The sequence below is a fragment of the Rufibacter hautae genome (assembly GCF_008271695.1).
GTDB lineage: Bacteria > Bacteroidota > Bacteroidia > Cytophagales > Hymenobacteraceae > Nibribacter > Nibribacter hautae.
This window is the reverse complement of record NZ_VKKY01000003.1, coordinates 40,968-66,390: the sequence shown is the minus strand read 5'-3', so window position 1 is coordinate 66,390 and position 25,423 is coordinate 40,968. Positions and strand designations below refer to the sequence as shown.

Here is a 25,423-nt window from a genome sequence, read left to right as displayed (position 1 = left end):
GGTTAGCGTTTAATCACGTCCAGAAGTTTCAGAACGGCAGGCTCAGAAATAGTCAGGAACGTGTTCGGGTGTAAGCCAATCCAGAACACCATCACTACCAACGGCACCAATACGGCTTTCTCGTTGAAGGTCAAATCAGTGAAGCCCTGGGTGATTTCGTTCTTTTCGCCGAACATCACGCGCTGGAACATCCGCAGCATGTACACGGCTCCCAGAATGATGGTCAAGCCGGCAACGGCGCCCATCCAGGCATTGTATTGGTACACACCCATCAACAACAGGAACTCGCCCACGAACCCGTTGGTCAACGGCAAGGCCACTGTTCCTAATAAAAGCACCAGGAACGTCACTGATAAGAACGGCGTATTTTGCGTGATACCACCTAGGGCCGCAATCTCGCGGGTACCTGTACGGCTCTGGATGATGTCAATGATGAAGAACATCCCTACCACGTTCACACCGTGGCTCAGCATCTGAATCATGGCTCCCTGTAGACCGTGGTGGTTCAAAGTGAACAAACCAGCGGCAATCAAACCCACGTGCGAAATGGAAGAGAACGCCACCAGACGCTTCATGTCCTGCTGACGGATGGCAATGATGGCGCCGTAGATAATCCCGATGATGGCCAGCACCAGCACCACGTTTCCCCATTGGCTTACGCCCAAAGGCACCACCGGCAATAACCAGCGCAAAGCCCCGTAGATACCCATTTTCAGCATGATACCGGAAAGGAGCATGGTACCGGCGGCCGGAGCCGTGGTATAAGTATCGGGCTGCCAGGTATGGAACGGGAACACCGGCATCTTAATGGCAAAGGCAATAAACAGGAACCAGAACAACCAGCTTTGGGTACCGGCATCCAGCACCAACTGGTAGAAAGCAACTTCCTCAGAACTGTGCGTGCCCGGCGTCTGGAAATACAGATACACAAACGCAGCCAGCATGAACAAAGACCCGAAAACGGTGTAGATAAAGAACTTGAACGTCACGCGCACCCGGTTCTCACCGCCCCACATACCGGCAATGAAGTAGATGGGAATAAGCGCTACCTCCCAGAAGAAGTAGAACACAAACGCATCCAAAGCGGTAAAAACACCCAATAAACCCGTTTGCATGAACAGGATGAGCGCGTAGAAAGATGAAGGCTTCTCGTAGGTGTGCTTGGCCGTAGACAGAATGATTAACGGAATCAGGAACACGGTTAAAAGCACCATAAGTAAACTGATGCCGTCAATGCCTACTTTGAACATGATGCCGGCATTGGCAATCCAGGGTTCATTGAGCAGGAATTGGGTACTTCCGTTCGGGACGAAGTTAATCCAGGCCCATACGCCCAGTACCAGTTCTACCAAGGCAGCCCCGAAAGCGATTTTCCGGGCGCCGTCTCCTTTTACCAACAGTACCAGCAGTGCGGCCAACGCGGGCCATAAGATTATTAAAGCGGTTAACATGTTTGGCAGTATCAGATAATAAAGTTCAGCAATAAGATTAAGGTGATGCCCAGCACCATCAGAAGCAGGTAAGACCCGGTGGCACCGCTCTGCACAAAGCGCAGCGAACGACCTCCACCCAAGGTGGCTTTCCCGAATCCGTTTACAATCGGGTCAATGATGCCTTTCTCCACGAAGCGGTACAGCCCCGTAGACAAGCCCATCACCGGTTTCACAAACAGGCCGTTGTAGAGTTCATCCACGTAGTATTTGTTGTACACCAGTTTGTGCAGCGGCGACAAAGCAGCACCTTCCTCGGCGGGAACGGTTCTTTTCTTGCCGTAGATGAGGTACGCCAGGATGATGGCTACTACCGCCACACCCACCGATACCGCCATCAGAATGTATTCTGTGGTATGGGATAAGTGTTGCGCTTCAAAAGCACTTGGAACGGCTCTTCTGGCCAATTCATACACTGGCGACAAGAAGTTAGCCAGCATGTGGTTTTCGCTGAAAACGGCTGGTAAGCCCATGAACCCACCAATGGTGGAAAGAATGGCCAGGATAATCAACGGAATGGTCATCACCGCCGGAGACTCGTGCAAGTGATGGCGCTGCTCCTCGGTGCCCCGGAAGTTTCCGTAGAAGGCCAGGTACAACAACCGGAACATGTAGAACGCGGTCATGAACGAAGTCAACAGACCGAAGCCCCACATTACTTTGCTATGCACAAACACGTGCGCCAGCAGTTCGTCTTTAGAGAAGAAACCAGCAAACGGCGGAATACCAGAAATAGCCAGCGTTCCGATTAAGAAGGTGATAAACGTAACTGGTAATGCTTTCTTCAGACCGCCCATTTTGCGCAAGTCCTGCTCGCCGCTCATGGCGTGAATCACGCTACCGGCTCCCAAGAACAGAAGGGCTTTGAAGAACGCGTGCGTCAATACGTGGAAGAGCGAAGAAGAATACGCCATCACACCCAGCGCCAGGAACATATACCCTAACTGACTCACCGTAGAGTAAGCCAATACTTTTTTGATGTCGTTTTGGAAAAGACCAATGGTTGCGGCAAACAAGGCCGTCGCTAAACCAATAATGGCTACAATCTCAAGGGTGTCTGGTGCCAGCGTGTACAACACGTTAGACCGGATGACCATGTAAATACCAGCGGTCACCATGGTAGCGGCGTGAATCAGGGCAGAAACCGGAGTTGGGCCGGCCATCGCGTCTGGTAACCAGGTGTAGAGCGGCAACTGCGCCGATTTACCCATCGCACCGATGAACAGCAGCAAGGTAATCGCAATCACGACACCGTCGTTTACTTTGCTCAGCTGAGACGCTTGGTTGAATACTTCGCCATACACCACGCTTCCGTAGGTCTGGAAAATAAGGAAAATCCCCAACAGGAAACCTAAGTCCCCAATGCGGTTGATGATGAATGCTTTCTTGGCGGCGTTGTTGTATGGTGTCACTTTGTTCCAGAACCCGATGAGCAAGTACGAGCAAAGCCCCACGCCTTCCCAACCCACGAACATCATCACGTAGTTAGACCCCATCACCAACAGGAGCATGGAGAACACGAACAGGTTCAGGAAAGAAAAGAATTTACCGAAGTTCTCGTCATGACTCATATAACCCGCCGAGTAAATATGAATCACCGATCCTACACCCGTCACCAACAGCAGCATGATAAGCGACAATTGGTCAATCTGGAATGAGAACGGAATGCGCAGGGCACCCACGTGAATCCAGTTGAAGATATCGGTGGTGTACGGGCGGTTGCCGTAGCCTTCAAACCCGAAGAACAGGTACAGTGACAGCAGGAATGAACCGATAACGGTGGCACAACCCACCAGTCCCGCCAGCCCTTTCGGCAATTTCCGGTTACCCAAACCGTTAATCAGAAACCCGATTAGCGGCAGGAGCGGAATCAGCAAACACACCCAGGTCATCTCAGCGTTGTTTGCCGGCAAAATAAATTCTTGCATTTGTTAAAACGTAAATGGAACGGTATTCTTTAGAGATTCAGCAGAGCGGAAAACCGCTTTACCATTTCAGCTTGTTCAGGATATTGATGTCGGTGGAGCGCACGTTCCGGTAAATCATCACAATAATGGCCAAACCTACGGCCACCTCGGCGGCAGCCACCGCCATAATGAAAAACACGAAAATCTGCCCGTTGGGGTCTGAGCGATAAGACGAGAAGGCCGTCAGCAACAGGTTCACCGAGTTGAGCATCAGCTCAATGCACATAAAGATGATGATGGCGTTGCGGCGAGTGAGAACCCCAATAATCCCGATACAGAAAAGAGCGGTGCTGAAATACAGGTAATAGTTCAGCGGGATGGTCCTTATGACCTCAGGAATATCATTCATGATAAATACGTTGGTGAAATAAGCGTTGGACGCGCTTGACAACAGTGCCCAAAGTTATTCCCATTTTTTGGTAAAACCATATGAAAAGCCCCCCTCTACCGGGCAGCTTGTATTCTTCTTTTAGCGTTTTAGGGCTATTTTAGAGAAAATGCTTCCAAAACGATTAACTTCTAGCCAGCAGGGCAATCCTATTTTAGGCCGGTTTTCAGGAAATCAGCCCTGAAATAGCTTACAGCCGTGGCAATAAAAAAGGACAACGTGGATAGCTGTCCATTTTTCAGCCTCTTAATAGAGACTTAGAATCTATTTTGCTCGCCCGGCTCGCGCTTGCCCAGCATCACCGCACCGGCCATCGCCGCCAGGAACAGAACTGAGGCCAACTCAAACGGCAACAGGTAGTCTCTGAAAAGCACTTTCCCCAGGTTCTCCACCATGCCAATCTGGGAGTCAAACACGGCGGTAGTGGTCATCTGGGTGTTCACATCTTTCAAAGCGGCAATCATCACCACAAACAAGATACCACCGGCAATGGCCGCGGCAATCTTGCTCAGGACAGGTTTGTGCTGCTCAGTGTCTTCGCGCATGTTCAGGAACATAATCACGAAGAGGAACAGCACCATGATAGCGCCCATGTACACAATGAAGTTTACCGCCGCCAGAAACTGGGCATTCAACAGAATGTAGTGTCCGGTTAAAGCGAAGAACGTCAGAATCATGAACAGAACGCTGTACACCGGGTTTTTGGAGACAACTACCCCAATGGCCGCGAACAAGGTTAAGAAAGTGAGAAAGTAAAAGAAATTACCCGTCATAGTGGTTTAGGATGATATGCGCTTGCTGCTGCGGATTATAGGTTTTGAATAGGCATGGGCTCTACCAGACGGTCTTTGCCGTAGATGAACTCATCGCGCTCGTAGCGGGCCGGAGCCACTTTGTCGTTCTGCAGGAAGATGGCCGCTTTAGGGCAAGCTTCTTCGCACAGGCCGCAGAAAATGCAACGCAGCATGTTAATCTCGTAGCTGATGGCATATTTCTCCTCGCGGTACAGATTCTCCTCGCCCCGCTTGCGCTCACCGGCTACCATGGTAATGGCCTCGGCCGGACACGCCACGGCGCACAGACCACAGGCCGTGCAACGCTCTCTGCCTTTCTCGTCACGCTTTAACACGTGCAAACCACGCCACACCGCACTCATCGGGCGGGTTTCCTCGGGGTATTTAATCGTAGCTTTCTTCTTGAAGAAGTGGCGCATGGTGATAGACAAGCCCTGGAAAATTGCCGGGAGATACATTCTCTCGGAAAAATTCATGGGTTTCTTCTCCAGCTTTTTCGCTCTATTACTAAGTGATTGCATGTCTCTTATACTCTTTAAATGATTGGGCAGAGGAACAAAGTTTTGCACCTGCTTCTCTCCTACTCATACTGTCTTAGAACAACTCCGCTTTCAACAGAATGGCTCCGCCGGTTATAATCACGTTCAGGATAGACAACGGAATCAGGATTTTCCAGCCCAGGTTCATCAACTGGTCATAGCGGAAACGCGGCAAGGTCCAGCGTACCCACATGAAGAAGAAGATGAAGAAGAAGATTTTAGCGAACAATACTACCGTTCCCAGGATGGTCACCACATTGTGCGGCAAACCTAACTGGTGCATGAACGGGAAGTTATAACCGCCAAAATACAAAGTTGCCATTACCGCCGATGCCACGAAGATGTTCACGTACTCTGCGAACAGGTACAAGCCCATGCCCATGGAGCTATACTCGGTGTGGTAACCACCAACCAACTCGGTCTCGCACTCAGGTAAGTCAAAAGGAACCCGGTTGGTCTCTGCGAAGGCACAGATGATGAAAATCAGGAAGCCTACCGGCTGATAGATGATGTTCCAGTTCATACCAGATACGCCAAAAATCTCCTGCCCCTGCTGCGCGGCGATGTCCCGCATAGAAAGCGTACCCGTTACCAGCAACAGGGCAATGATGGACATACCCATGGCCAGTTCGTAGCTAATGTTCTGCGAAGCCGCCCGAATGGCGCCTAAAAGCGAGAACTTGTTGTTGGAAGCCCAGCCTCCAATCATGATACCGTACACACCCAAAGCCACAACACCGAAGATGTACAGAATCCCGATGTTCACCTCAATGGCTTGCAAATGGATGTACTCGCCGCCAATCAGTAGCGTGCCGCCGAACGGAATCACCGCACTGGACATACACGCCGTTAACATCGCCAGCGAAGGACCAGCAACGAACAGGAACTTGTTTGCGTTAGCGGGCACAAACTCTTCTTTGAAGAAAAGCTTCACCGCATCAGCCAACGGTTGCGCCAGACCAAACGGACCGGCACGGTTAGGGCCTACACGGTCCTGGATAAAGGCTGCCACTTTCCGCTCAGCGTAGGTGGAGTAAGTGGCAATCAACAACGTAATACCGAAAACGGCAAAGATGATGAGCCCTTTGATTAATAATAAGGATAGCTCCATTATACTTGTCTTCCTAGGTTAAAAGGAGTGGATTGTAAGTCTTCTTCGGTTGAGCCTGGCAAGTTTGGAATCACGTTCACGTTGAGCACCGGCAACTCATAATGGTTCGCCGAAATCACCGACGTACGGGCAATCTTGCGTGGTCCTTCAATGGTCCAGTTGTTTGCGTCCTTTTTGTCGAAGCGGCACGTGTTACAGATAAACTCCTGCACCTCGTTGTACTCATCTTTGCGGGCCGTCACGCGCAACACATCGTTCCCACGCATCCACAACACTACTTTACCAGAGCAAGTAGGGCAATCGCGGTGCGCATCTACCGGTTTGGTGAACCACACACGGTTTTTGAACCGGAACGTCTTATCGGTCAAGGCTCCTACCGGGCACACGTCAATCACGTTTCCGGAGAACTCGTTATCGATGATGTTTTCAACGTAGGTTCCAATCTCCGCAGCATCCCCACGGCCTAGTACCCCGTGCACACGCTTCTCGGTCAACTGATCGGCGGTGTACACGCAACGGTAGCACAAGATGCAACGCGTCATGTGCAGCTGCACCAACGGCCCGATGTCGATTTTATCAAAGGTGCGGCGCTCTTCTTCGTAACGGGTACCGGACGTACCGTGCTCGTACGCGAAGTTCTGCAAATCACACTCTCCGGCCTGGTCGCAGATAGGGCAATCCAGTGGGTGATTGATTAACAGCATCTCCACTACGCCTTTGCGGGCAGCCAATACATCTGGGTTAGTTGTGTTTTCCACCACCATGCCGTCTTGTACCGGGGTAATGCAGCTCGCCACCAGTTTAGGCATCGGGCGCGGGTCTTTCGCTGAACCGGCTGCCACTCTCACCATACAGGCGCGACATTTTCCACCGGTTCCTTTTAAAGGGGTATAGTAGCACATGGCTGGGGGCACCACCTCGCCGCCGATTTTACGGGCTGCGTTGAGGATGGTAGTTCCTTCCTCTACCTCCACCTCTATGCCATCAAAAGTAATTTTTACCATTTCAAATTATTGTTGATTGCTGCTTGTCTAGGATTGTTGACGCCCAGCAAATGGCTATTTAGTTGTATTTCTGTTTAGAGCCTCTTTTCAGGAAAACAGCCTCTAAACGGCAATTTTAATCTATAAAAAAACTGACGCATTCCGTCCCCCTTTGAAGGGGGTTGGGGGATTATGTCTCAAGCCGATAACTGCATTCCCGAGCCTCATTTCCCATTTGCCTTTAGCGCTTGCTTTCGGTTCTTTTAACCTCTTTGTCATCCCCCTACCCCCTTCAAAGGGGGACTGACCGGGAATGCTTACTTTGGATTGCGTTTCAGGCCTGCTTTCTGTAAAACAGCCCTGAAACGAAAATGCTTAGGCTAATACAGATTCAGCTTTGTTGAACACAGCGCCGGGAGCCGTAGCGGCCTGCGGATGTTTCACGTGCCACTCAAATTCCTCACGGAAGTGACGAACAGCCGCGGCAACTGGCCAGGCAGCCGCATCACCCAACGGACAGATGGTGTTCCCTTCTATCTGTTTGGCAACGCTTACTAACAGGTCAATGTCGTGCATGTGGCCGTGGCCGTGCTCAATGCGGTGCAATACTTTCTCCATCCAACCGGTTCCTTCACGGCACGGGCTGCACTGTCCGCAAGACTCGTGGTGGTAGAAACGGGCGAGGGTCCAGGTATGGCGCACGATACAGGTTTGGTCATCCATCACGAAGAACCCGCCGGAACCTAACATGGTCCCCGTGGCAAAACCTCCGTCAGACAATGACTCATATGTCATCAAGCGGTCTTCGCCGGCTGCGGTTTTCAGGATTAACTCTTTCGGCAGAATCGGAACGGAAGAACCTCCGGCAATGACTGCTTTCATGTCACGGCCTTTCCAAATACCACCGCAGTACTCGTCTGAGTAGATGAATTCCTCTACAGGAACACCCAATTCAATCTCGTACACGCCTGGTTTGTTGATGTTACCTCCGGCAGAAATCAGTTTGGTACCAGCGCTACGGCCAATCCCGAACTTCGCGTATTCAGCAGCAGTGTTGGTGATAATCCACGGAACAGTAGCGATGGACTCCACGTTGTTCACCACGGTTGGGCAGCCGTAAAGGCCCCAAACCGCCGGAAACGGAGGCTTGTTACGTGGGTTACCGCGCTTGCCTTCCAGAGATTCCAGCAACGCTGTTTCCTCGCCGCAGATGTACGCGCCGCCACCTGGGTGCACGTGCAAATCAAGTGAGTAACCACTTCCTAAGATGTTCTCACCTAGGAAACCGTTCGCATAGGCTTCAGCAATGGCTTTCTCCAGAATGCGCAACACATACAATAACTCACCCCGGATGTAGATGTAAGAAGTGCGTGCACCCAGCGCGTAGCTAGAGGTAATCATCCCCTCAATCAACAAATGCGGCAGCTTCTCCATCAAATACCGGTCTTTGAAAGTACCCGGTTCTGATTCATCGGCGTTGCAAACTAGGTAGCGCGGCTTGCCTTCTGGCTTGGCCAAAAAGCTCCACTTCATCCCGGTAGGGAATCCGGCACCACCCCGGCCTCTTAAGCCCGATGCTTTCACTTCTTCCACCACTTCCTCGGGGGACATGGTTTTTAAAGCTTTCTCTACGGAAGCGTACCCGCCGTGCTTGCGATAGACGTCAAAGGTGTGAATGCCTTCAACGTTGATATGTTCAGTTAATAATTTTCTTCCCATGGTTTCCTTACGGTTAAGGCTTTCAGGTCTTCCAGCATCTGGTCAGCGCTGGCGGGGTCCAGGTTTTCGTAGAATTGCTCACGCACTTGCAGCATCGGACCGGTGCCGCAGGAGGCTAAACATTCTACCGTTTTAAGAGTGAAGTTACCGTCAGCAGAGGTCTCGCCTACTTTGCAGCCCAGACGGTTTTCCAGGTGCTCAATCAGTTGGTCAGAGCCACGCAGCATGCAAGGACCCGTGCGGCAAACTTCCAACACGTGCTTGCCTACCGGCTTCAGGTTAAACATGGTGTAAAAGGTGGCAACCTCGTACACTTCAATTGGCTGTATGTTCAGGATTTCGGCTACCAGGTCCATCACCTCGGGGCTCACCCAACCCCCAAACTCCGCTTGCGCGATGTGCAGGATAGGCAAAATAGCGGACTTCTGACGGTCTGCGGGATAATGAGATAAGTAGCGCCGGATTTCGGCCATGGCCCCTTCCGAAAACTGTACTTGTGGTTTCTCTACTGTTTGGTCCATTTGGTCAATGGCATGTATAAAAGCTGCGTTTTAGGCAGGCTTAGGAAAAATCGTTTCTAAAATAGGAACCGCTTACGCGTCTAGCTCACCGGCAATCACGTTCATGCTGGACAGGATCACGATGGCATCTGACAACTGCGTGCCCACCACCATTTCCGGATAGGCCTGGTAATAGATAAAGCAAGGTCTTCTGAAGTGCAGACGGTACGGCGTGCGGCCTCCGTCAGACACCAGGTAGAAACCAAGCTCGCCGTTCCCGCCTTCCACGGAGTGGTATACTTCGCCAACCGGCGCGTCAATCTCGCCCATCACAATCTTGAAGTGGTAGATCAAGGCTTCCATGTTGCGGTACACCTCCTGCTTTGGCGGGAGGTAGAACTCCGGTGCATCAGCGTGGAACGGACCTTCTGGCAGGTTGTCCATGGCCTGTTGGATGATGCGTAAACTCTGCCAGATTTCCTCGTTTCTCACCATGAAGCGGTCGTAGGTGTCGCCCTTGGTGCCTACCGGGATCTCGAAATCGAAGTCCTGGTAAGAAGAATAAGGGTTCATCACGCGCACGTCATAATCCACACCGGCGGCACGCAGGTTAGGACCGGTGAAGCCGTAGTTCAGGGCGCGCTCTGCGGTGATTGGTCCCACATTCTCCACGCGGTCAATGAAGATCCGGTTGCGGTTGAACATGGTCTCAAACTCCGTCATCACCTTGGGGAAGTTCTTCAGGAAGTCTCTGATTTTCTGGATGGCTACCGGAGACAAATCACGCTCCATGCCGCCTACTCTACCCATGTTGGTGGTTAAGCGGGCACCGCAGATCTCCTCGTAGATTTCGTAGATTTTCTCTCTTTCCTGGAAAACGTACAAGAAACCGGTGAAGGCTCCGGTATCCACCCCCAGAATAGAGTTACAAATCAAGTGGTCCGCAATACGGGCCAGCTCCATCACGATCACCCGGATGTACTCGGCACGCTTGGGAACAGTCACGCCCAACAGTTTCTCCACCGTCATCCACCAGCCCATGTTGTTGATGGGCGAGGAGCAGTAGTTCATGCGGTCGGTGAGCGGGGTGATCTGGTAAAAGTTACGGCGCTCCGCGATTTTCTCGAAGGCGCGGTGAATGTACCCAATCGTTGGCACGCCGGACACAATCTTCTCGCCATCCATTTGCAGGATGTTCTGGAAGATACCGTGCGTGGCGGGGTGCGTAGGTCCTAAATTCAGGGTGGTGAGTTCCTGCATGTAGGAATCTGGGGTAACTATTTGTGAATTCTGTTTGGCTAACTCCATGTGGGAACTTAGTAGTAAGCAGAAACGCCGGCGGCCTTGCCTGTAAAGCAAAGCCGTGGGTGTTTATAAAGTTTATCTTCCGAAGAAGGTATTGATCTTGTCTTCGCGGGTCTGGTCTTCCAGCGGAAACTCTTTGCGCATAGGAAACGCCTCCATCTCCTCCACATTAAGAATGCGGATAAGGTTAGGGTGACCTTCAAAGCGAATGCCGTAGAAGTCAAAGGTTTCGCGCTCCATCCAGTTGGCGGTGGCGTACAGGTTGGTAGCGGTAGGCACCACGGCATCATCCTCAGAGAAGAAGATTTTGATGCGCAGCCGCACGTTGTGCACCAGGCTGTGCAGATGGTAAACAACGCCTAATTCCTGGCCCTTGCTATCTGGGTAATGAATACCGCACATAGTAGTCAGGAACTGGAATTGCAGGAAGGCATCATCATACAAAGTTTGCAGAATTTGGATGATGTTTTCCCGAGTAGTAGTCACGGTCACAAGCCCGTAAGGCTCATGCATATCAAACAACTGGTCGCCAAATTTCTCTTGCAGCGTTTGTACCAGCAGTTCGTTGGTTAGTTCGGCCATGCCTTATTTAATGTTGTAAGAAGCCAGTAATGCTTGATATTCCGGGGAGTTCCGGCGGCGGAGCGACTCGTTCTCAGCTAAATCCTGAATGCGCATGAGGCCATCCAGAATCTGCTCAGGGCGTGGCGGGCAACCAGGCACGTACACGTCTACCGGTACAATGCGGTCAATGCCTTGCAACACGCTGTAAGAGTCAAAGATACCACCGCTGGTAGCGCAGGCGCCTACGGCGATCACCCAACGGGGCTCGGCCATCTGCTCGTACACCTGTTTCACCACCGGACCCATTTTCTTAGCAATGGTACCCATCACCATCAGCAAATCTGCCTGGCGGGGAGAGAAACTTGGGCGCTCAGACCCGAAACGGGAAATATCGTAGTGCGAGCCCATGGTAGCCATGTACTCAATACCGCAGCAGGAGGTAGCAAACGGCAACGGCCACAAAGAGTGCTTCCGGGCCAGACCTACTACTTTCTCCAGGGAAGTGGCGAAAAAGCCGGTTCCTTCTACCCCTTCTGGGGCGTCTACCATGGTTAAATTGCTATTGTTATCGCTCATGAGTCGTTTTCGCTTAGTTTTCAGAGAATCAGGCCAAGAACCGGCCTCTCTCTGAACACTTTTTCGCTTGTAAAAGTTTGCCGCCTACGCGACGATTATTGACGCTATTCCCACTTGAGAACGCCTTTCCGGATCACGTAGTAGAAACCGGTCAAGAGCAGTCCCATGAACATGAGCATCCAGACAAAGCCGTCCAGACCCAAAGCTCTGAAGTTCACGGCCCAAGGATACAGGAAGATTACTTCCACGTCAAAAAGTACAAACAGGATGGCAATCAGAAAATACTTGATAGAAATAGGGGCACGGGCATCGCCTTTGGACTCAATACCACACTCCCAGGAGGCGTTTTTGACCTGGCTTTTGCGCTTCGGCCCAATCAGGTGCGTCACCACCATGGAGAAGACCACAAAACCCAAAGCCGCCACAAATTGAATCACGATGGGCAGATAATCGGCCGGTAAATATTGTGCAGGGGCAGTTGTTTCCATATTATAGAAATATTTGGTGCAAAAGTAGATACTTAAACCTAAGATTCAAACTAAAAAGAAGTTTGCCTTTTGGTTTGAATTTCCATTTAGACAAACGAACAATTGTTCTACATATTTTACAAAATCAACCATACTACATCGATGTATTTTAAAAAAAACAGAAATAATTAGGGATTCTTGTAATATTTCTTAAAATTCATCTACCAATAAGAATGAGTGTTAAGTAGACACTCCCGCCAGCGGAGAAATGTCCCTCCATTTCCCCACTTGCTAATTTTAAGTAAGTTTTCTTCAACCGATAAATGCCCAACTACTTTAGTTGGGCTTTTTCCGTTTGGGGTTCACCTTCAAAATCACTTTCTGCCTACCTTTGCCCCACCGGAACTTAACGGCTTGATATTTGCATTCGGCTGTTAAGCCAAACCATAGATGCCTTTACCCAGAATATGAATAAAAAATACCTGCTCACGCTAGCCTTGCCTTTATTACTGCTGCTGGCGTTTGCCCCCAAACTCAAAAAAGTGACAGTGGCCAAGAACGTGACCCTGTCTATTCCGCAGAACTTTGACGTGATGCCAGACGACGGGATCGCGCGCGAATACCCGGCGGCCCGCAAACCTTTGGGGGTGTACACCAGCCCAGACGGCAACGTGGACATCAGCGTAAACCAGCGCCCCAGCACGTTCCCCGCCGAGGACATCAACATCCTGCTGCCTTTCTATAAGGCCTCCATTCAGCGCATGTTCACCGAGGTGCAGTTCCTGCGCCAAGAGAAGCAAACCATCAATGGCCGCGATTTTCTGGTGTATGAGTTTGTCTCTACCATGCGCGATGAGCGCCGGAGCCGCAACATGGCGCCGGTTCGCAAGTACACGCTCATCCAGTACACGTTCCAGAAAGACCAAATGCTCATCTTCAGCTTCAACGCGCCGGTGCAACTGCAGAAAGAATGGCAGCAAACCGCCCAAGCCGTCATGGCCAGCGCCTCTGTGAAGTAATACTTTTCATTTCCTTTACCGGAAAAACTGCTTCTGTTTCGGGCCTGTTTTAGAGAAAACAGGCCCGAAATGCGTTCTATACAACCAAAGAAAGCTTGCCAAAGTAGAAAAAGGCTAGTTTTCTATTAACTTCATCTTGTGTTAAGCATCCATTCAGACGAACATTTCATGCGCGAGGCCTACAAGCAAGCGCAATACGCCCTGGAAGAGGGCGAGATTCCCATTGGTGCCGTGGTGGTGTGCCAGAACAAGATCATCGCGCGCGCCTACAACCAAACCGAGAAACTCAACGACGTCACCGCCCACGCCGAGATGCTGGCCTTCACCGCCGCCGCCAATCATTTGGGCAACAAATACCTGCACGACTGCACCCTCTACGTGACTGTGGAACCCTGCGTCATGTGCGCCGGCGCCAGCTATTGGAGCCAGCTCAAACGCATTGTGTACGCCACCTCTGACGAGAAACGCGGCTACCGGAGAACCGGCGTAAACCTGCTGCACCCCAAGACCGAACTGGTGACGGGCATCATGGCCCACGAGTGCGCCCAATTGATGACCGACTTCTTTAGAGCGAAAAGAATTTAGTTTATCTTTGGCCCGTTCCGTATTAACAGCAGAACCATTGTATTTCTAACCTAAACCACATAAAACTATGGCATTTGAACTTCCGCAACTTCCGTATGCGTACGATGCGCTAGAGCCGCACATCGACCGCCAGACCATGGAAATCCACCATACCAAGCACCACCAGGCCTACACTACCAACCTGAACAACGCGATCCAGGGCACTGAGAAAGAGAATCAGTCTATTGAGGAGATCCTGCGCGATGCAGCCAAGACGCCGGCGGTGCGCAACAACGGCGGTGGTTTCTACAACCACAACCTGTTCTGGACCATCCTGGCCCCGAACGGCGGCGGCAACCCAACTGGCCCGGTAGCCGAAGCCATTGACAGAGCCTTCGGTTCTTTTGATGCGTTCAAAGAAGAGTTCACCAAAGCCGCTACTACCCGTTTTGGATCTGGCTGGGCCTGGCTTTGCGCAGTGGAAGGTGGCTCTGTGGCCATCTGCTCTACCGCCAACCAAGACAATCCACTTATGGAAGGCGTTGACTCTTGCGGTGGCGTTCCAATCCTGGGCTTAGACGTTTGGGAGCACGCCTACTACCTCAAATACCAGAACCGCAGACCTGAGTACATCACGGCATTCTTCAACCTCATCAACTGGGACGAAGTAAACCGCCGTTACGCCCAAGCCAACGGCTAAGCAAATTAGATTTTAAATCTTCTGAAAGGCCTCTCCTTCACTGGTGAGGCCTTTTTGTTTCCAGTTGATTTAGGTTTGTTTTTAAGCCATTTCTCAGAAAACAAGCTAAAAGCAGCAATGGCTTCCGCCAGCGCGAGTTTGTAGTTCAGCGATTCTGGACAGTAGGGGCAATCCCTTGTGGTTGCCCTTTTACATTTTCCACTGCATAAGGGCAACCACAAGGGATTGCCCCTACTTCTTATCACGCACTGCAATTGGCGCAATAGCCAGAAACCCAGCAATTCACATTGGCGGCGGAATAGCCCAGGGGCAAACTCACTTTCACTTTTTCCTCCAGACACTCTACTTTCTGGCAAGACAGGCACCGGAAGTGGAAATGGTCATGGGTATGGTGTTGCTGCTGGCAGTTCTTGCAGAGCGCGAAGTAGAACTTCCCCTCGTCTGAGGTAATCCGGTGGGCTAGGCCGTCTTCGCAAAAACGGTTCAAGACCCGGTAAATGGTGACCCGGTCGGTTTCTCCTTTTAACTGCTGCTCAATCATGTCCTGGCTCAGCGCCGAGTCGGCGGCTTTGAGCATGTTTAGAATGGCTTGCTGGGCGGGGGTGCTTCGTCTTTTCATCTCTTATTGCAACAATGTTGCAATAATAAAAAACTTTTCTACATTTGCCAAACACAATTCACCCAGGCATCTCCTAAAAGCCACGTCCCGAATCCGGATCGTGCTTTTCAGGGTGGCCTTTAAACTTATATTGTCATGGCAGAAACAAAGGAATTTGACGTCATCATCATCGGGGGAAGTTACGCAGGTCTCTCTGCAGCGATGGCCTTGGGGCGGTCACTGCGGAGCGTTTTGGTGCTAGACAGTGGGCAGCCCTGTAACCAGCAAACCCCGCACTCGCACAACTTTCTTACCCAAGACGGTGAGACTCCGGCCGCTATTGCGCAGAAAGCGAGGGAACAGGTGTTGGCTTATCCCACGGTCATTCTAGAAGTGGGTAAAGCCGTGCGGGTAGCCGGGCAGAACCAGGCATTTGAGGTAAGCACTGAGGCAGGAATTACTTTCAAGGGCAGCAAACTCTTATTCACGACGGGCGTGAAAGACCATATGCCTGAGATGGAAGGCTTCGCGGCGTGTTGGGGCATCTCGGTGCTGCACTGCCCCTATTGCCATGGCTACGAGGTTCGTCAGCAGGAGCTTGGCATTTGGGCCAACGGCGACATGGCCTTTGAACTGGCTAAACTGATTTCTAACTGGTCATCCAACATCACGGTGCTTACGAACGGGAACCACACGCTTACAGACGAACAGGTACTGGTTTTGCAACAGCACCAGGTTCCTGTTGAGGAACGGGAAATCGCCAAGTTGCGCCATGCCCAGGGTTATCTGCAAAACGTACTTTTCACCGATGGCTCTACCCTGCCCTTGAAGGCCATCTACGCCAGACCCGCTTTTTCGCAGCACTGCCCTTTGCCGCAGGAACTGGGATGTGAACTCACCCAGGCGGGCCACCTGAAAGTAGACATGCTTCAGAAAACAACGGTGCCCGGGATTTACGCGGCCGGCGATGCCACCATGATGATGCGGTCGGTTTCCATGGCTACCGCTGCCGGAACCATGGCCGGAGCCGCCATTAACAAAGAACTGATTGAGGAGCGTTTTTAAGGTGATTTCAGAAAATTAAGCCTAAACCAAGTCCCTAAGACCGATTTCACCAGCCACCGCTCACCACGCTGCTCTTTGTTTCTCAGGATTAAATTGTAATATAGAGCCTAGACTATAACAGGCTTCTATGGAAATCTTTCTGCTTTTGGTGTTGGTGGTATTGGCGCTCTGGTTCGGGACCAGGGTCTCCAGACATTTGCTGCAGCACCACCAAGACATGCAGGAAGTGCGGGAAGAATTGGCCCGGCTGCGGGAACAGGTCAGCCGCTCCACCATGCGCCCGCCTATAGATGCGGCGGCAGCGGCAGCCCGCCGGGATGCCTCCACTCAAACTGCTTTCGCCTCAGAAGAAACCCATGCTCCAACTGGGCCACTTTCGGCTCCTGTGCCGCCTCCGGTGGTAGAACCTATTTTGCCAGAGGTGCTTTCATCGGCAGGGATGCTCTCTCCTACTCCGGAACCAGAATCGGTTACTGTGGCAGCTTTCATGACAACCCGGGAGGCTACTGTCTTCCAGGATTCGGAACCTGCCCCAAGCAAACCGTCTATTTTTTCGCGCAAGCTGGACTGGGAGAAATTCATCGGGGAGAACCTTATCAACAAGCTGGGGATTGCCATTCTGGTGCTGGGCATTGGGTTCTTCGTGAAGTATGCCATTGACCAGGACTGGATAAACGAGATTGGCCGCGTGGCCATTGGGTTGCTGGCGGGCGGTGCCTTGCTGGGCGTGGCGCATCGGTTACGGAAAGAATACAAGGCTTTCAGCTCGGTGCTGATTGGCGGCGGTATGGCGGTGCTGTACTTTACCATCGCCATCGCGTTCCATGAGTACCAGATTTTCAGCCAGCCGGTGGCCTTTGTGCTCATGGTGGCCATCACAGGTTTTACCATCTTCCTGTCCATCGCCTATGACCGCATGGAATTGGCCGTGCTGGCTTTAATTGGTGGGTTTGGCAGTCCGTTCATGGTGAGTACCGGCGAGGGTAATTACGTGGTGCTCTTCGTCTTTATCCTATTGTTGAACGTGGGCATTCTGGTGCTGGCATACTTTAAAAAGTGGAACCTGCTCAACCTTATTGCCTACGGGTTCACCATTGTGCTGTACGGTAGTTGGTTTGCCACCCGTGTGCAGGGCATGCCCAATCCGCCTTACGTGGGCGCGCTGGTCTTCGCGACGCTCTTTTACCTGGTGTTCTTTTTAATGACCATCATCTACAACGTAAAGGAGCGCCGCCGCTTCACCGGGCCCGAGATCATGATGCTGTTGAGCAACACGTTTCTGTATTACGGCGTGGGGATGTACGTGATGTCTCAGCTGGCGGGCGGCAGTTATCGGGGCTTGTTCACCATTCTGCTGGGCGTCTTTAACTTCGCCTTCGCCTACGGATTGTACCGCAGCAAACGCGTGGACCGCAACCTGGTGTACCTGCTCATCGGGCTGGTATTGACGTTCCTGAGTTTGTCGGCGCCCATTCAGTTGGAGGGAAATTACATCACGCTGTTCTGGGCACTGGAGGCGGTGCTGTTGCTCTGGCTCTCGCAACGGTCCGGGATTCAGCTCATGAAATACGCCTCGGTGCTGGTGCTGGTGCTCATGCTGGGCAGCTTGGTCATGGACTGGCTGGACTACTCCATTTCCCGCGAAGGTTTGCCTCTGCTCCTCAACAAACTGTTCATCACCGGGACGGTATCTGTGGCGTCATTGGCGGGCACCTGGTGGCTTCTAGGGAGGGAGAACCTAAATACAAACCAGGGTAGATTCATGGGCGTTTACCGGAAAACCGTGGGTAGTGTGCTGGTGCTTTTCCTATACCTGGTGCTTCTGCTGGAGTTGCAGCACCAACTGGCGCATTCCACTTTCAGCGGCGATGTGCAGGTGCTGGCCTTGGGCTTTTTCCATTACCTGTTCCTGCTGGGGCTGCTGTGGTGGAGCCAACGGCTGGCCAACCCTGTGTACGGTTGGCTTGTGATGGGAGCATCGGTGGTGGCTTCGCTGGCCTATATGACCAACCTGCAGCCTTCTACCACTTATATCCGGAACGGCTACCTTTTCAACCAAAGTGAAACGTTCACGGCCTTTCTGTTTCACTACCTGCCTTTGCTTTCTTTGGTGCTGCTCCTGGTGGCGGTTCTCCGGAAAGTGCAGCAACAGTTCGGGTTTACCAGCCGGCTGGGGCAGGGAAGTCTTTGGCTAGCCAGTGCGGCCGGGGTTTTTCTGCTCAGCGCGGAGTTGGAGCACGTCTGGCTCCTGACCTCCCACCCAACTTCCGAAGAACTCTATGAATCTTTGCGCCACATTCGCAAGATTGGGTTCCCCATTCTGTGGGGTGTGATCTCGTTCGGACTCATGCTGGTGGGCATGTCCCGGAAAGTCAAAACCCTCCGGATAATCTCCCTTACCCTGTTCTTTCTCACGTTGCTGAAACTCTTCCTGTTTGACGTGCGCGACATGTCTGAAGGCGGAAAAATCGCGGCTTTTATCTGCTTAGGCCTACTCCTGCTGGTGATTTCTTTTATGTACCAAAAACTGAAGAACCTGATCTTAGCCGGCGATACCGCGCCCCAAGATGTCCCCTCCCATGAAGCGTAACCTGATTTTCATCGTAAGCGCATTGGTTCTGCTGTGCTTTGGCGCGCAGGCGCAGGATTTTGCTTGGCAGGCCCAACTCGCCCCCGTGACGCAAAGAGGATACCACCGGGTGCTGTTGTCTCCGCAAGTAACTGGCCACGCCCAACCCAACCTGGAGGATGTAAGATTATTCAATGCCAAAGGTCAGGCTGTGCCGTATCTGCTGCGCTCCGAGGTTCCGGTGCAGTACCGCACCCTGTTTAAGCCCTACCAAATTCTGCGCTACACCCGCAAACCCGGTGGCACGTCTGAACTGCTGGTGCACAATCCGGAGAAACGCAGCATCAACAACATCAGCCTGCTCATCGGCAATGCCGAGGTCCGGAAACAGGTTTCTCTGAGCGGCAGTGATGACCAGCAAGATTGGTACGTGCTCAAGGAACAGGACCTGCTGTACGCCATCCGGAACACACAGAAAACCGCCGAGGTGAAGCTCCTGGATTTCCCGTTGACCGACTACCGCTACTTCCGCCTCCAACTGAACGACTCAGCCAGCGCCCCGCTCAACATTCTGCAGGCCGGCTACTATGACACCTACTCCGAGGCCGGTAAATATACCCGCATCCCGGTGCACTCCTTCACCCGCGTAGACAGCGCTCAGAACCACACCACCTACCTGCGCCTGAGATTCGGGCAGCCGGTGTACCCAGAGCAGGTGACTTTCCACATCTCGGCGCCGCAACTGTACCACCGGCCGGGCAAAGTAGTCCTAGGGAAGGAAAAAGTGTATCAGCGCCGAAGAAAGAAAAGACGCCGAGCCCGTATGGAGGAGATTTCCGTGCCGCTGCTGCTCAGTTCCAATGCGCCCGCCGTCCTTGATTTGCCCCGCCAGAAGGTAGAGGAACTGGTCATCCAGATTGAGAACGCCGATAATCCGCCCCTCACCCTTGACTCGGTGCAGGTGCTGCAACTCAACCGTTACCTGGTGGCTGCGCTGGAACCCAACCAAGCCTACACCCTCCGCTTCGGGAACGAGAAACTGGCCGCCCCAGAGTATGACCTGGAGTTCTTCCAAGACAGTATTCCCAGGAACCTTCCCGTCGTCCAGGTGCAGGCTGTAAAAGCATTGGCTGCGGCTAAAAAGAAAACCAGAAGCAACGGCTCCAAAATCCTGATCTGGGCGGCAATTGCCTTGCTGGCGGCAGGCCTAGGCTACATGACCGTGCGTTTATTGCGCGATATGGAGAAAAAAGGCTGAAAACAGATGGGCAAGGCAATTCCTTTCCTTCTCATTTTTTGCCTGCACTCCATTTTTGCATTGGGGCAGGAAGAGCCTATATCGCTCAGGCAAGATGATGCCTATCCGCTACGAAAGCCCTTCCGCTACTTACTCGCGAAGCAGCAAAACGGAGTAATCCTGAAAGCAGGCCTCCGGTTGATAGATGTTGTGATCTGGAATGGCAGGTTTGATTCACTGCAGGTGAATCCAGGGGAAGCGTACAGCTACTACGTTACTCCTAATGCAGCGGGCGAGGTAGCAATTGCAACGGCTTACGTGTATATGGAAAACGGGCAAAGGTTTATCGCCACCAAAACAAGCGTGTTTCAAGCAATTGAACCGCCACCTGTGGAAGTCAAACTGTTGCAGAACAATCTAGCCCAACACCAAACACTCTCCTTTGTTTTGTTGAACAAGAGAACAGGCAAGCCTTTGCCAAACCGGTACCGTATTGGCCGTTTCTTTGAGGTAATGATCTATGATGCACAAGGCAATCTGGTTCACACATCTCCTATCCAATCAAGTACCGTCATCTCCCTTGTGCCTTTCCCATAACCCGTAAATGTCAAGGCCGGCTACACCCTTAGATTCACCTTCCCGATCAGAGACTTTAAAACGGGGATTCTCTTTTCCTCAGAGGAAGTGACGGTTACCCTCTGATTCTGTTTCTGCCCTGTTTTCCGGAAATCGGGTTAAAAACTAATGGCTTCTGTTCCGGGCCTTCCCTATTTTCAGTAGCTTACAGGTTCTATTCCAATTCATACCACGCAAACCGAACGAACATGCACAACCCTTTACCCCCACGGATTTTCCGGCAGTGTCTTCCGCTGCTGCTGGGTGGCCTCACCCTTCTGGCGCCGCTCTCCTCAGAGGCCCAGAAAGCACCCAAAGCCAGCACTTCCAAAAGCAAGAAATCGGCTCAGGACCCTTTCCCTGAGAAACTGTACAGCGGCCTTACCTGGCGCTCTATTGGGCCTTACCGGGGCGGGCGTTCCGCTACCGTCACTGGTGTACCGGGCAAGCCCAAACTCTATTACTTCGGGGCTACGGGCGGGGGCGTGTGGCGCACCAAAGACGGCGGTTCCAGCTGGGAAAATATCTCTGACAAGTACTTCGGGGGATCTATTGGCGCGGTGGCCGTGAGCGAGGCAGATCCGAACGTGATCTACGTGGGCGAAGGCGAGAAAACCGTGCGCGGCAACGTGTCCAGCGGCTTTGGGATGTGGAAGTCTGAGGATGCGGGCCTTACCTGGAAGCACATCGGGCTGAAGGACTCTAAGCATATCTCGCGCGTGCGCATCCACCCCAAGAACCCCGATTTGGTGTATGCGGCGGCGATGGGCAACATCTATGCGCCCAATGACATGCGGGGCGTTTACCGCTCCAAAGATGGCGGCAAGAATTGGGAACGCGTGCTGTTCGTGAACAACGAGGTGGGCGCCGTGGACCTGACCATTGACCCGGTGAACCCCAGAAACCTGTACGCTACCACCTGGCGGGTACAGCGCACGCCCTATAGCCTTTCTTCGGGCGGACCCGGCTCCGGCATCTGGAAAAGCACCGACGGCGGCGACACCTGGAAAGAGATCTCCCGCGCTGGCGGCTTGCCCAAAGGCACGCTGGGCATCATAGGCGTGGCAGTGTCGCCGGTAAACAACCAGCGCGTGTGGGCCCTGGTGGAAGCCGAGGACGGCGGCCTGTTCCGGTCTGAGAACGGCGGCGAAAGCTGGACCAAGATCAACGACGACCGCAACCTGCGCCAGCGCGCCTGGTACTACACCCGCCTCACCGCCGATCCGCAGAGCGAAGACGGCATCTACGTGCTCAACGTGGGCCACAACTACTCCACAGACGGCGGCAAAACCTTCAAATCCATCCGGACACCCCACAGCGACCACCACGATCTCTGGATTGCCCCCGAAGACCCCAAACGCATGATTCTGGCCGATGACGGCGGTGCGCAGGTAAGCTTTGACGGCGGGGAGAACTGGAGCACGCCAGACAACCAACCCACCGGCCAGTTCTACCGCGTGGTCACCGATAACGCTTTCCCATACCGCATTTACGGCGCCCAGCAGGATAACAGTGCCGTAAGAATCGCGAGTCGTACTTCAGGCCGCAGCATCGGGCTGCATGATTGGGAAGAAACCGCCGGTTCAGAAAGTGCGCACATTGCCGTGAACCCCAAAGATCCCGAGGTGGTGTACGGCGGAAACTACGGCGGCTTTATCGGAAGACTGGACCACAAGACCGGCTTTGAGCGCACCATCAACGTGTGGCCCGATAACCCCATGGGCCACGGTGCCGAGGGCATGAAGTACCGCTTCCAGTGGAACTTCCCTATCTTCTTCTCGCCGCACAACGCCAACCGGCTGTACACCACGTCTAACCACGTGCACGTCACCACCAATGAAGGCCAGAGCTGGGAAATCATCAGCCCAGACCTCACGCGGAATGATAAATCCAAACTAGGACCATCCGGCGGACCCATCACGAAAGACAACACCAGCGTGGAGTACTACGGCACCATCTTCGCGGCCATGGAATCACCGGCGGAGGAAGGCGTGATCTGGACGGGCTCTGATGACGGCCTGGTGCACGTGACCCGCGATGCCGGCAAAACCTGGAAAAACGTCACACCTAAGGCGCTGCCCGAGTGGAGCATGATCAACAGTGTGGAGCCACACCCTACACAGAAAGGCGTCATGTATTTAGCGGCTACTTTATACAAAACCGGCGATTTCCAGCCGCTGCTCTTCAAGACCTCGGATTACGGCAAAACCTGGACCAAGATCACGTCTGGCATTCCGGCTACCCATTTCACCCGCGTGGTGCGCGTAGACCCTAAACGCGCGGGCCTGCTTTACGCCGGTACCGAATACGGCATGTACATCTCCTTCAACGACGGCGCCTCCTGGAAGCCTTTCCGGTTGAACCTGCCGCTGGTGCCCATCACGGACCTCACCATCAAGGAAGACAACCTCATTGCCGCTACCCAGGGCCGCGGTTTCTGGATCATTGACGACCTCACGCTGCTGCACCAACTCACGCCACAAATTGCCCAGGAGAAATTCCACCTCTACAAACCCATGCCTACCTACCGGACCTTGGGCAGCAACGGTGCCAATACCAAGTTTGAGGGCCAGAACCATCCGGGTGGTGTGATGATGCATTTCTACCTGCCCACGGCGCCAGATTCCACCTCCAAGATTTCGCTGGAGATTTTGGAGAAAGACGGCAAACTGATCCGGAAGTATGATACGAAGGCCAAGGAACCCGCTAACAAACTGGACGCGAAAACCGGCCTGAATCGTTTCGTGTGGAACATGGTGTACCCCGAGGCCTCCAGGTTTGAGGGCATGATTCTGTGGGGAGGCGGCACCCAGGGACCTAAGGCGACGCCAGGCACCTACAAAGCGCGTCTTACCGTGAACGGCCAGCCGCAGGAAACCGAGTTCGTGATCTTGCAGGACCCGCGCAGCCAGACCCCGCTCACCGATCTGCAGGCCCAGCATGCGTTCCTGCTCTCGGTACGCGACAAACTCACCGAGACGAACGACGCCATCAGTAAAATACGCGAGGCCCGCACCCAGATCAACGGCGTGACTTCCCGCTTTGCCGGCAGCCAAGACATGAAAGACGTGCTGGATGCCGCCAAGGCGATGAACCAGAAGATGACCGAGGTGGAGGAAACGCTGTACCAGACCAAAAACCGCAGCGGCCAGGATCCCCTGAACTTCCCCATCCGGTTGAACAACAAACTGGCTAACCTGGCCTCGCAAGCCTCCGTGGGTGATTTTCGGCCCACCGACCAGATGTATGCGTTCCAGAAGGAAGTGACCGCCCAGATAGACGAGCAGCTGAAGAAGCTGAACCAGGTCTTCGCTACGGATCTGCCGGCTTTGAACCAACTCATCCGGAGCAAGAACGTGGACGCCATTATGCTTAAGGAGAAAAAAGAGACCCTGTAAGCGCTCACCAGTTCAACTAAAAAGTCCCGCTGCCTTCTGTAGGAGCGGGACTTTTTGTTTTTACCGTTTCAAGGCTGTTTCCATGAAAACCCGCCTAAAGCAACCTGACGGCCTACCAAGGCAAGAGCGCTACCTGGCTCGGGAAAAACATAAGGGTCAGGATGTTGCCTAATGTAGAATTAATCCTATATTTAGAAAAACTAACCTTAAGCCTCCCTTTTACTTATGGAAAACACCACTACCCAAGACTCTTTTTTCTCTGACATCTACGAAACCTCGCAGCCGGTGGTGTACGCCGGCTTCTGGATCAGGTTTGTGGCCTGGATTATTGATGCTGTTGCGCTCGCTATTCCCAATTGGATTATAACTACTGTTTTCTTAGCCGGCACTGCAGTGGTAACCGATGAACTGGAAAGCAACCCCTTTGCTATCTTCGCCGCCATGAGTTCTTCTTTTATGATCACCTTTGTTTTGAGCCTCCTCTACAAGTCTATTCTGGAAAGTTCTTCCTGGCAGGCTACTTTGGGCAAAAGGGCACTGAACCTGAAAGTAACCGATGAACAGGGGAAACGCATCTCATTTAGCAGATCTCTGGGCCGAAGCGTGGCGACTTACCTGTCCGGTGCCATCATGGCCATTGGCTACATCATGGCGGCTTTCACCTCCCGCAAACAAGCGCTTCACGATAAGCTGGCTGGAACCTTGGTGGTGAAAACCCGTTAATCACGGCGTCCCCTTTTTTCCTTTTCTAACCTAAAATTAAGTTTCTATGTCAATGTCATCTGAGTTCAAAGAGTTTGCCATGCGTGGCAACGTAGTTGATTTGGCGGTTGGGGTTGTGATTGGCGCCGCATTTGGGAGAGTGGTCACCTCCTTGGTAGACGACATCCTGATGCCGCCTCTGGGAATACTGATAGGTGGTGTTGATTTCAAAGACCTTAAACTGATCTTGCGCCAAGGCGTTCTGGACGCCGAAGGAAAGGTCACCGACGTGACCCTGAACTACGGAAACTTCATCCAAAGCATCATTGACTTCCTCATCATTGCCCTGGCCATTTTCATGGTGGTAAAACTGATGAACCGACTCAAGCGCCGGAAAGCAGCTTCGCCGGATGTTCCGCCTGCACCTACCAAGGAAGAAGTGCTGCTCACCGAGATCAGGGATGCCCTGAGAGGCCCCGGAAGAGTGTAAAAACAACAAGCCGTTTCACAGTTCATTTCTTCAAAACAGCCATAAAATAGAAAGGGCACCGTT

At 52.7% G+C, this 25,423-nt stretch carries 24 protein-coding genes; 10 read left to right on the top strand and 14 right to left on the bottom strand.

The genetic code is table 11. The features are described 5' to 3' along the window. Positions 1–2: 2 nt before the first annotated feature. The 13 genes from FOA19_RS16775 to FOA19_RS16715 all read right to left on the bottom strand — a co-directional run bounded on the left by FOA19_RS16775 (position 3) and on the right by FOA19_RS16715 (position 12,424). Positions 3–1,451, bottom strand: a complete 1,449-nt coding sequence (locus tag FOA19_RS16775) for a complex I subunit 4 family protein (RefSeq protein WP_149092022.1) — start codon at positions 1,449–1,451, stop codon at positions 3–5. Between the two features lie 11 nt (positions 1,452–1,462). Continuing rightward, on the bottom strand, positions 1,463–3,418 hold the full coding sequence (gene nuoL, locus FOA19_RS16770; protein WP_149092021.1) for an NADH-quinone oxidoreductase subunit L: 1,956 nt from the start codon (positions 3,416–3,418) through the stop codon (positions 1,463–1,465). 58 nt (positions 3,419–3,476) lie between these two features. Continuing rightward, positions 3,477–3,806 (bottom strand): NADH-quinone oxidoreductase subunit NuoK, encoded by a 330-nt coding sequence (nuoK, locus tag FOA19_RS16765; protein ID WP_062543829.1) that lies wholly within the window; start codon positions 3,804–3,806, stop codon positions 3,477–3,479. Positions 3,807–4,102: 296 nt separating this feature from the next. Further along, on the bottom strand, positions 4,103–4,618 hold the full coding sequence (locus tag FOA19_RS16760) for an NADH-quinone oxidoreductase subunit J family protein (protein ID WP_149092020.1): 516 nt from the start codon (positions 4,616–4,618) through the stop codon (positions 4,103–4,105). 35 nt (positions 4,619–4,653) lie between these two features. Further along, on the bottom strand, positions 4,654–5,115 hold the full coding sequence (locus tag FOA19_RS16755; RefSeq protein WP_206683954.1) for a NuoI/complex I 23 kDa subunit family protein: 462 nt from the start codon (positions 5,113–5,115) through the stop codon (positions 4,654–4,656). A 118-nt stretch (positions 5,116–5,233) separates the two neighbouring features. Next, the gene (gene nuoH, locus FOA19_RS16750) at positions 5,234–6,289 is read right to left on the bottom strand and encodes an NADH-quinone oxidoreductase subunit NuoH (protein WP_149092018.1); all 1,056 of its coding nucleotides are present in this window, start codon (positions 6,287–6,289) and stop codon (positions 5,234–5,236) included. Continuing rightward, the gene (locus FOA19_RS16745) at positions 6,289–7,293 is read right to left on the bottom strand and encodes a 2Fe-2S iron-sulfur cluster-binding protein (protein WP_149092017.1); all 1,005 of its coding nucleotides are present in this window, start codon (positions 7,291–7,293) and stop codon (positions 6,289–6,291) included. Before FOA19_RS16745 ends, nuoH begins: the two co-directional genes overlap by 1 nt. Positions 7,294–7,647: 354 nt before the next feature. Then, positions 7,648–8,991, bottom strand: coding sequence for an NADH-quinone oxidoreductase subunit NuoF (gene nuoF, locus FOA19_RS16740; RefSeq protein ID WP_149092016.1), 1,344 nt, complete (start codon positions 8,989–8,991; stop codon positions 7,648–7,650). Beyond that, entirely contained in the window at positions 8,973–9,512 is a 540-nt protein-coding gene (locus FOA19_RS16735; RefSeq protein WP_149092015.1) for an NADH-quinone oxidoreductase subunit NuoE family protein, read from the bottom strand. Before FOA19_RS16735 ends, nuoF begins: the two co-directional genes overlap by 19 nt. Before the next feature lie 72 nt (positions 9,513–9,584). Further along, positions 9,585–10,799 (bottom strand): NADH dehydrogenase (quinone) subunit D, encoded by a 1,215-nt coding sequence (gene nuoD / locus FOA19_RS16730; RefSeq protein WP_149092014.1) that lies wholly within the window; start codon positions 10,797–10,799, stop codon positions 9,585–9,587. Between the two features lie 72 nt (positions 10,800–10,871). Beyond that, positions 10,872–11,378: an NADH-quinone oxidoreductase subunit C gene (locus FOA19_RS16725; protein ID WP_149092013.1), complete on the bottom strand. Its 507-nt coding sequence runs from the start codon at positions 11,376–11,378 to the stop codon at positions 10,872–10,874. A 3-nt stretch (positions 11,379–11,381) separates the two neighbouring features. Beyond that, positions 11,382–11,936 carry an NADH-quinone oxidoreductase subunit B gene (locus tag FOA19_RS16720; protein ID WP_062543819.1) on the bottom strand — a complete coding sequence of 185 codons (555 nt, stop codon included), beginning with the start codon at positions 11,934–11,936 and terminating at the stop codon, positions 11,382–11,384. A 104-nt stretch (positions 11,937–12,040) separates the two neighbouring features. Beyond that, positions 12,041–12,424, bottom strand: a complete 384-nt coding sequence (locus FOA19_RS16715) for an NADH-quinone oxidoreductase subunit A (protein WP_149092012.1) — start codon at positions 12,422–12,424, stop codon at positions 12,041–12,043. A 446-nt stretch (positions 12,425–12,870) separates the two neighbouring features. Between FOA19_RS16715 and FOA19_RS16710 the strand changes: the two genes are divergently transcribed. From FOA19_RS16710 to FOA19_RS16700, 3 genes are all read left to right on the top strand, one after another. Further along, positions 12,871–13,422 carry a hypothetical protein gene (locus FOA19_RS16710; protein WP_149092011.1) on the top strand — a complete coding sequence of 184 codons (552 nt, stop codon included), beginning with the start codon at positions 12,871–12,873 and terminating at the stop codon, positions 13,420–13,422. 138 nt (positions 13,423–13,560) lie between these two features. Further along, on the top strand, positions 13,561–14,007 hold the full coding sequence (locus FOA19_RS16705; RefSeq protein WP_223808960.1) for a nucleoside deaminase: 447 nt from the start codon (positions 13,561–13,563) through the stop codon (positions 14,005–14,007). Between the two features lie 67 nt (positions 14,008–14,074). Continuing rightward, positions 14,075–14,686: a superoxide dismutase gene (locus tag FOA19_RS16700; RefSeq protein WP_149092010.1), complete on the top strand. Its 612-nt coding sequence runs from the start codon at positions 14,075–14,077 to the stop codon at positions 14,684–14,686. A 241-nt stretch (positions 14,687–14,927) separates the two neighbouring features. On the opposite strand, the gene FOA19_RS16695 is transcribed toward FOA19_RS16700, so the two are convergent. Then, on the bottom strand, positions 14,928–15,305 hold the full coding sequence (locus FOA19_RS16695; RefSeq protein WP_149092009.1) for a Fur family transcriptional regulator: 378 nt from the start codon (positions 15,303–15,305) through the stop codon (positions 14,928–14,930). Between the two features lie 135 nt (positions 15,306–15,440). On the opposite strand from FOA19_RS16695, the gene FOA19_RS16690 reads away from it, so the two are divergent. The 7 genes from FOA19_RS16690 to mscL all read left to right on the top strand — a co-directional run bounded on the left by FOA19_RS16690 (position 15,441) and on the right by mscL (position 25,360). Continuing rightward, a complete protein-coding gene (locus tag FOA19_RS16690) occupies positions 15,441–16,349 on the top strand; it encodes an NAD(P)/FAD-dependent oxidoreductase (protein WP_149092008.1) in 909 nt (302 codons plus the stop codon). 127 nt (positions 16,350–16,476) lie between these two features. Continuing rightward, a complete protein-coding gene (locus tag FOA19_RS16685) occupies positions 16,477–18,939 on the top strand; it encodes a DUF2339 domain-containing protein (protein ID WP_149092007.1) in 2,463 nt (820 codons plus the stop codon). Beyond that, positions 18,929–20,176, top strand: coding sequence for a DUF3999 family protein (locus tag FOA19_RS16680; RefSeq protein ID WP_190300446.1), 1,248 nt, complete (start codon positions 18,929–18,931; stop codon positions 20,174–20,176). The genes FOA19_RS16685 and FOA19_RS16680 overlap by 11 nt, the downstream gene beginning before the upstream one ends. Before the next feature lie 6 nt (positions 20,177–20,182). Beyond that, on the top strand, positions 20,183–20,752 hold the full coding sequence (locus tag FOA19_RS16675; RefSeq protein WP_149092005.1) for a hypothetical protein: 570 nt from the start codon (positions 20,183–20,185) through the stop codon (positions 20,750–20,752). Positions 20,753–20,979: 227 nt separating this feature from the next. Next, positions 20,980–24,168 carry a WD40/YVTN/BNR-like repeat-containing protein gene (locus FOA19_RS16670; protein WP_190300445.1) on the top strand — a complete coding sequence of 1,063 codons (3,189 nt, stop codon included), beginning with the start codon at positions 20,980–20,982 and terminating at the stop codon, positions 24,166–24,168. Between the two features lie 225 nt (positions 24,169–24,393). Next, complete coding sequence (locus FOA19_RS16665; RefSeq protein WP_149092004.1) at positions 24,394–24,891, top strand: RDD family protein; 498 nt, start codon at positions 24,394–24,396, stop codon at positions 24,889–24,891. A 46-nt stretch (positions 24,892–24,937) separates the two neighbouring features. Then, a complete protein-coding gene (gene mscL, locus FOA19_RS16660) occupies positions 24,938–25,360 on the top strand; it encodes a large-conductance mechanosensitive channel protein MscL (protein WP_223808959.1) in 423 nt (140 codons plus the stop codon). Positions 25,361–25,423: the final 63 nt, after the last annotated feature.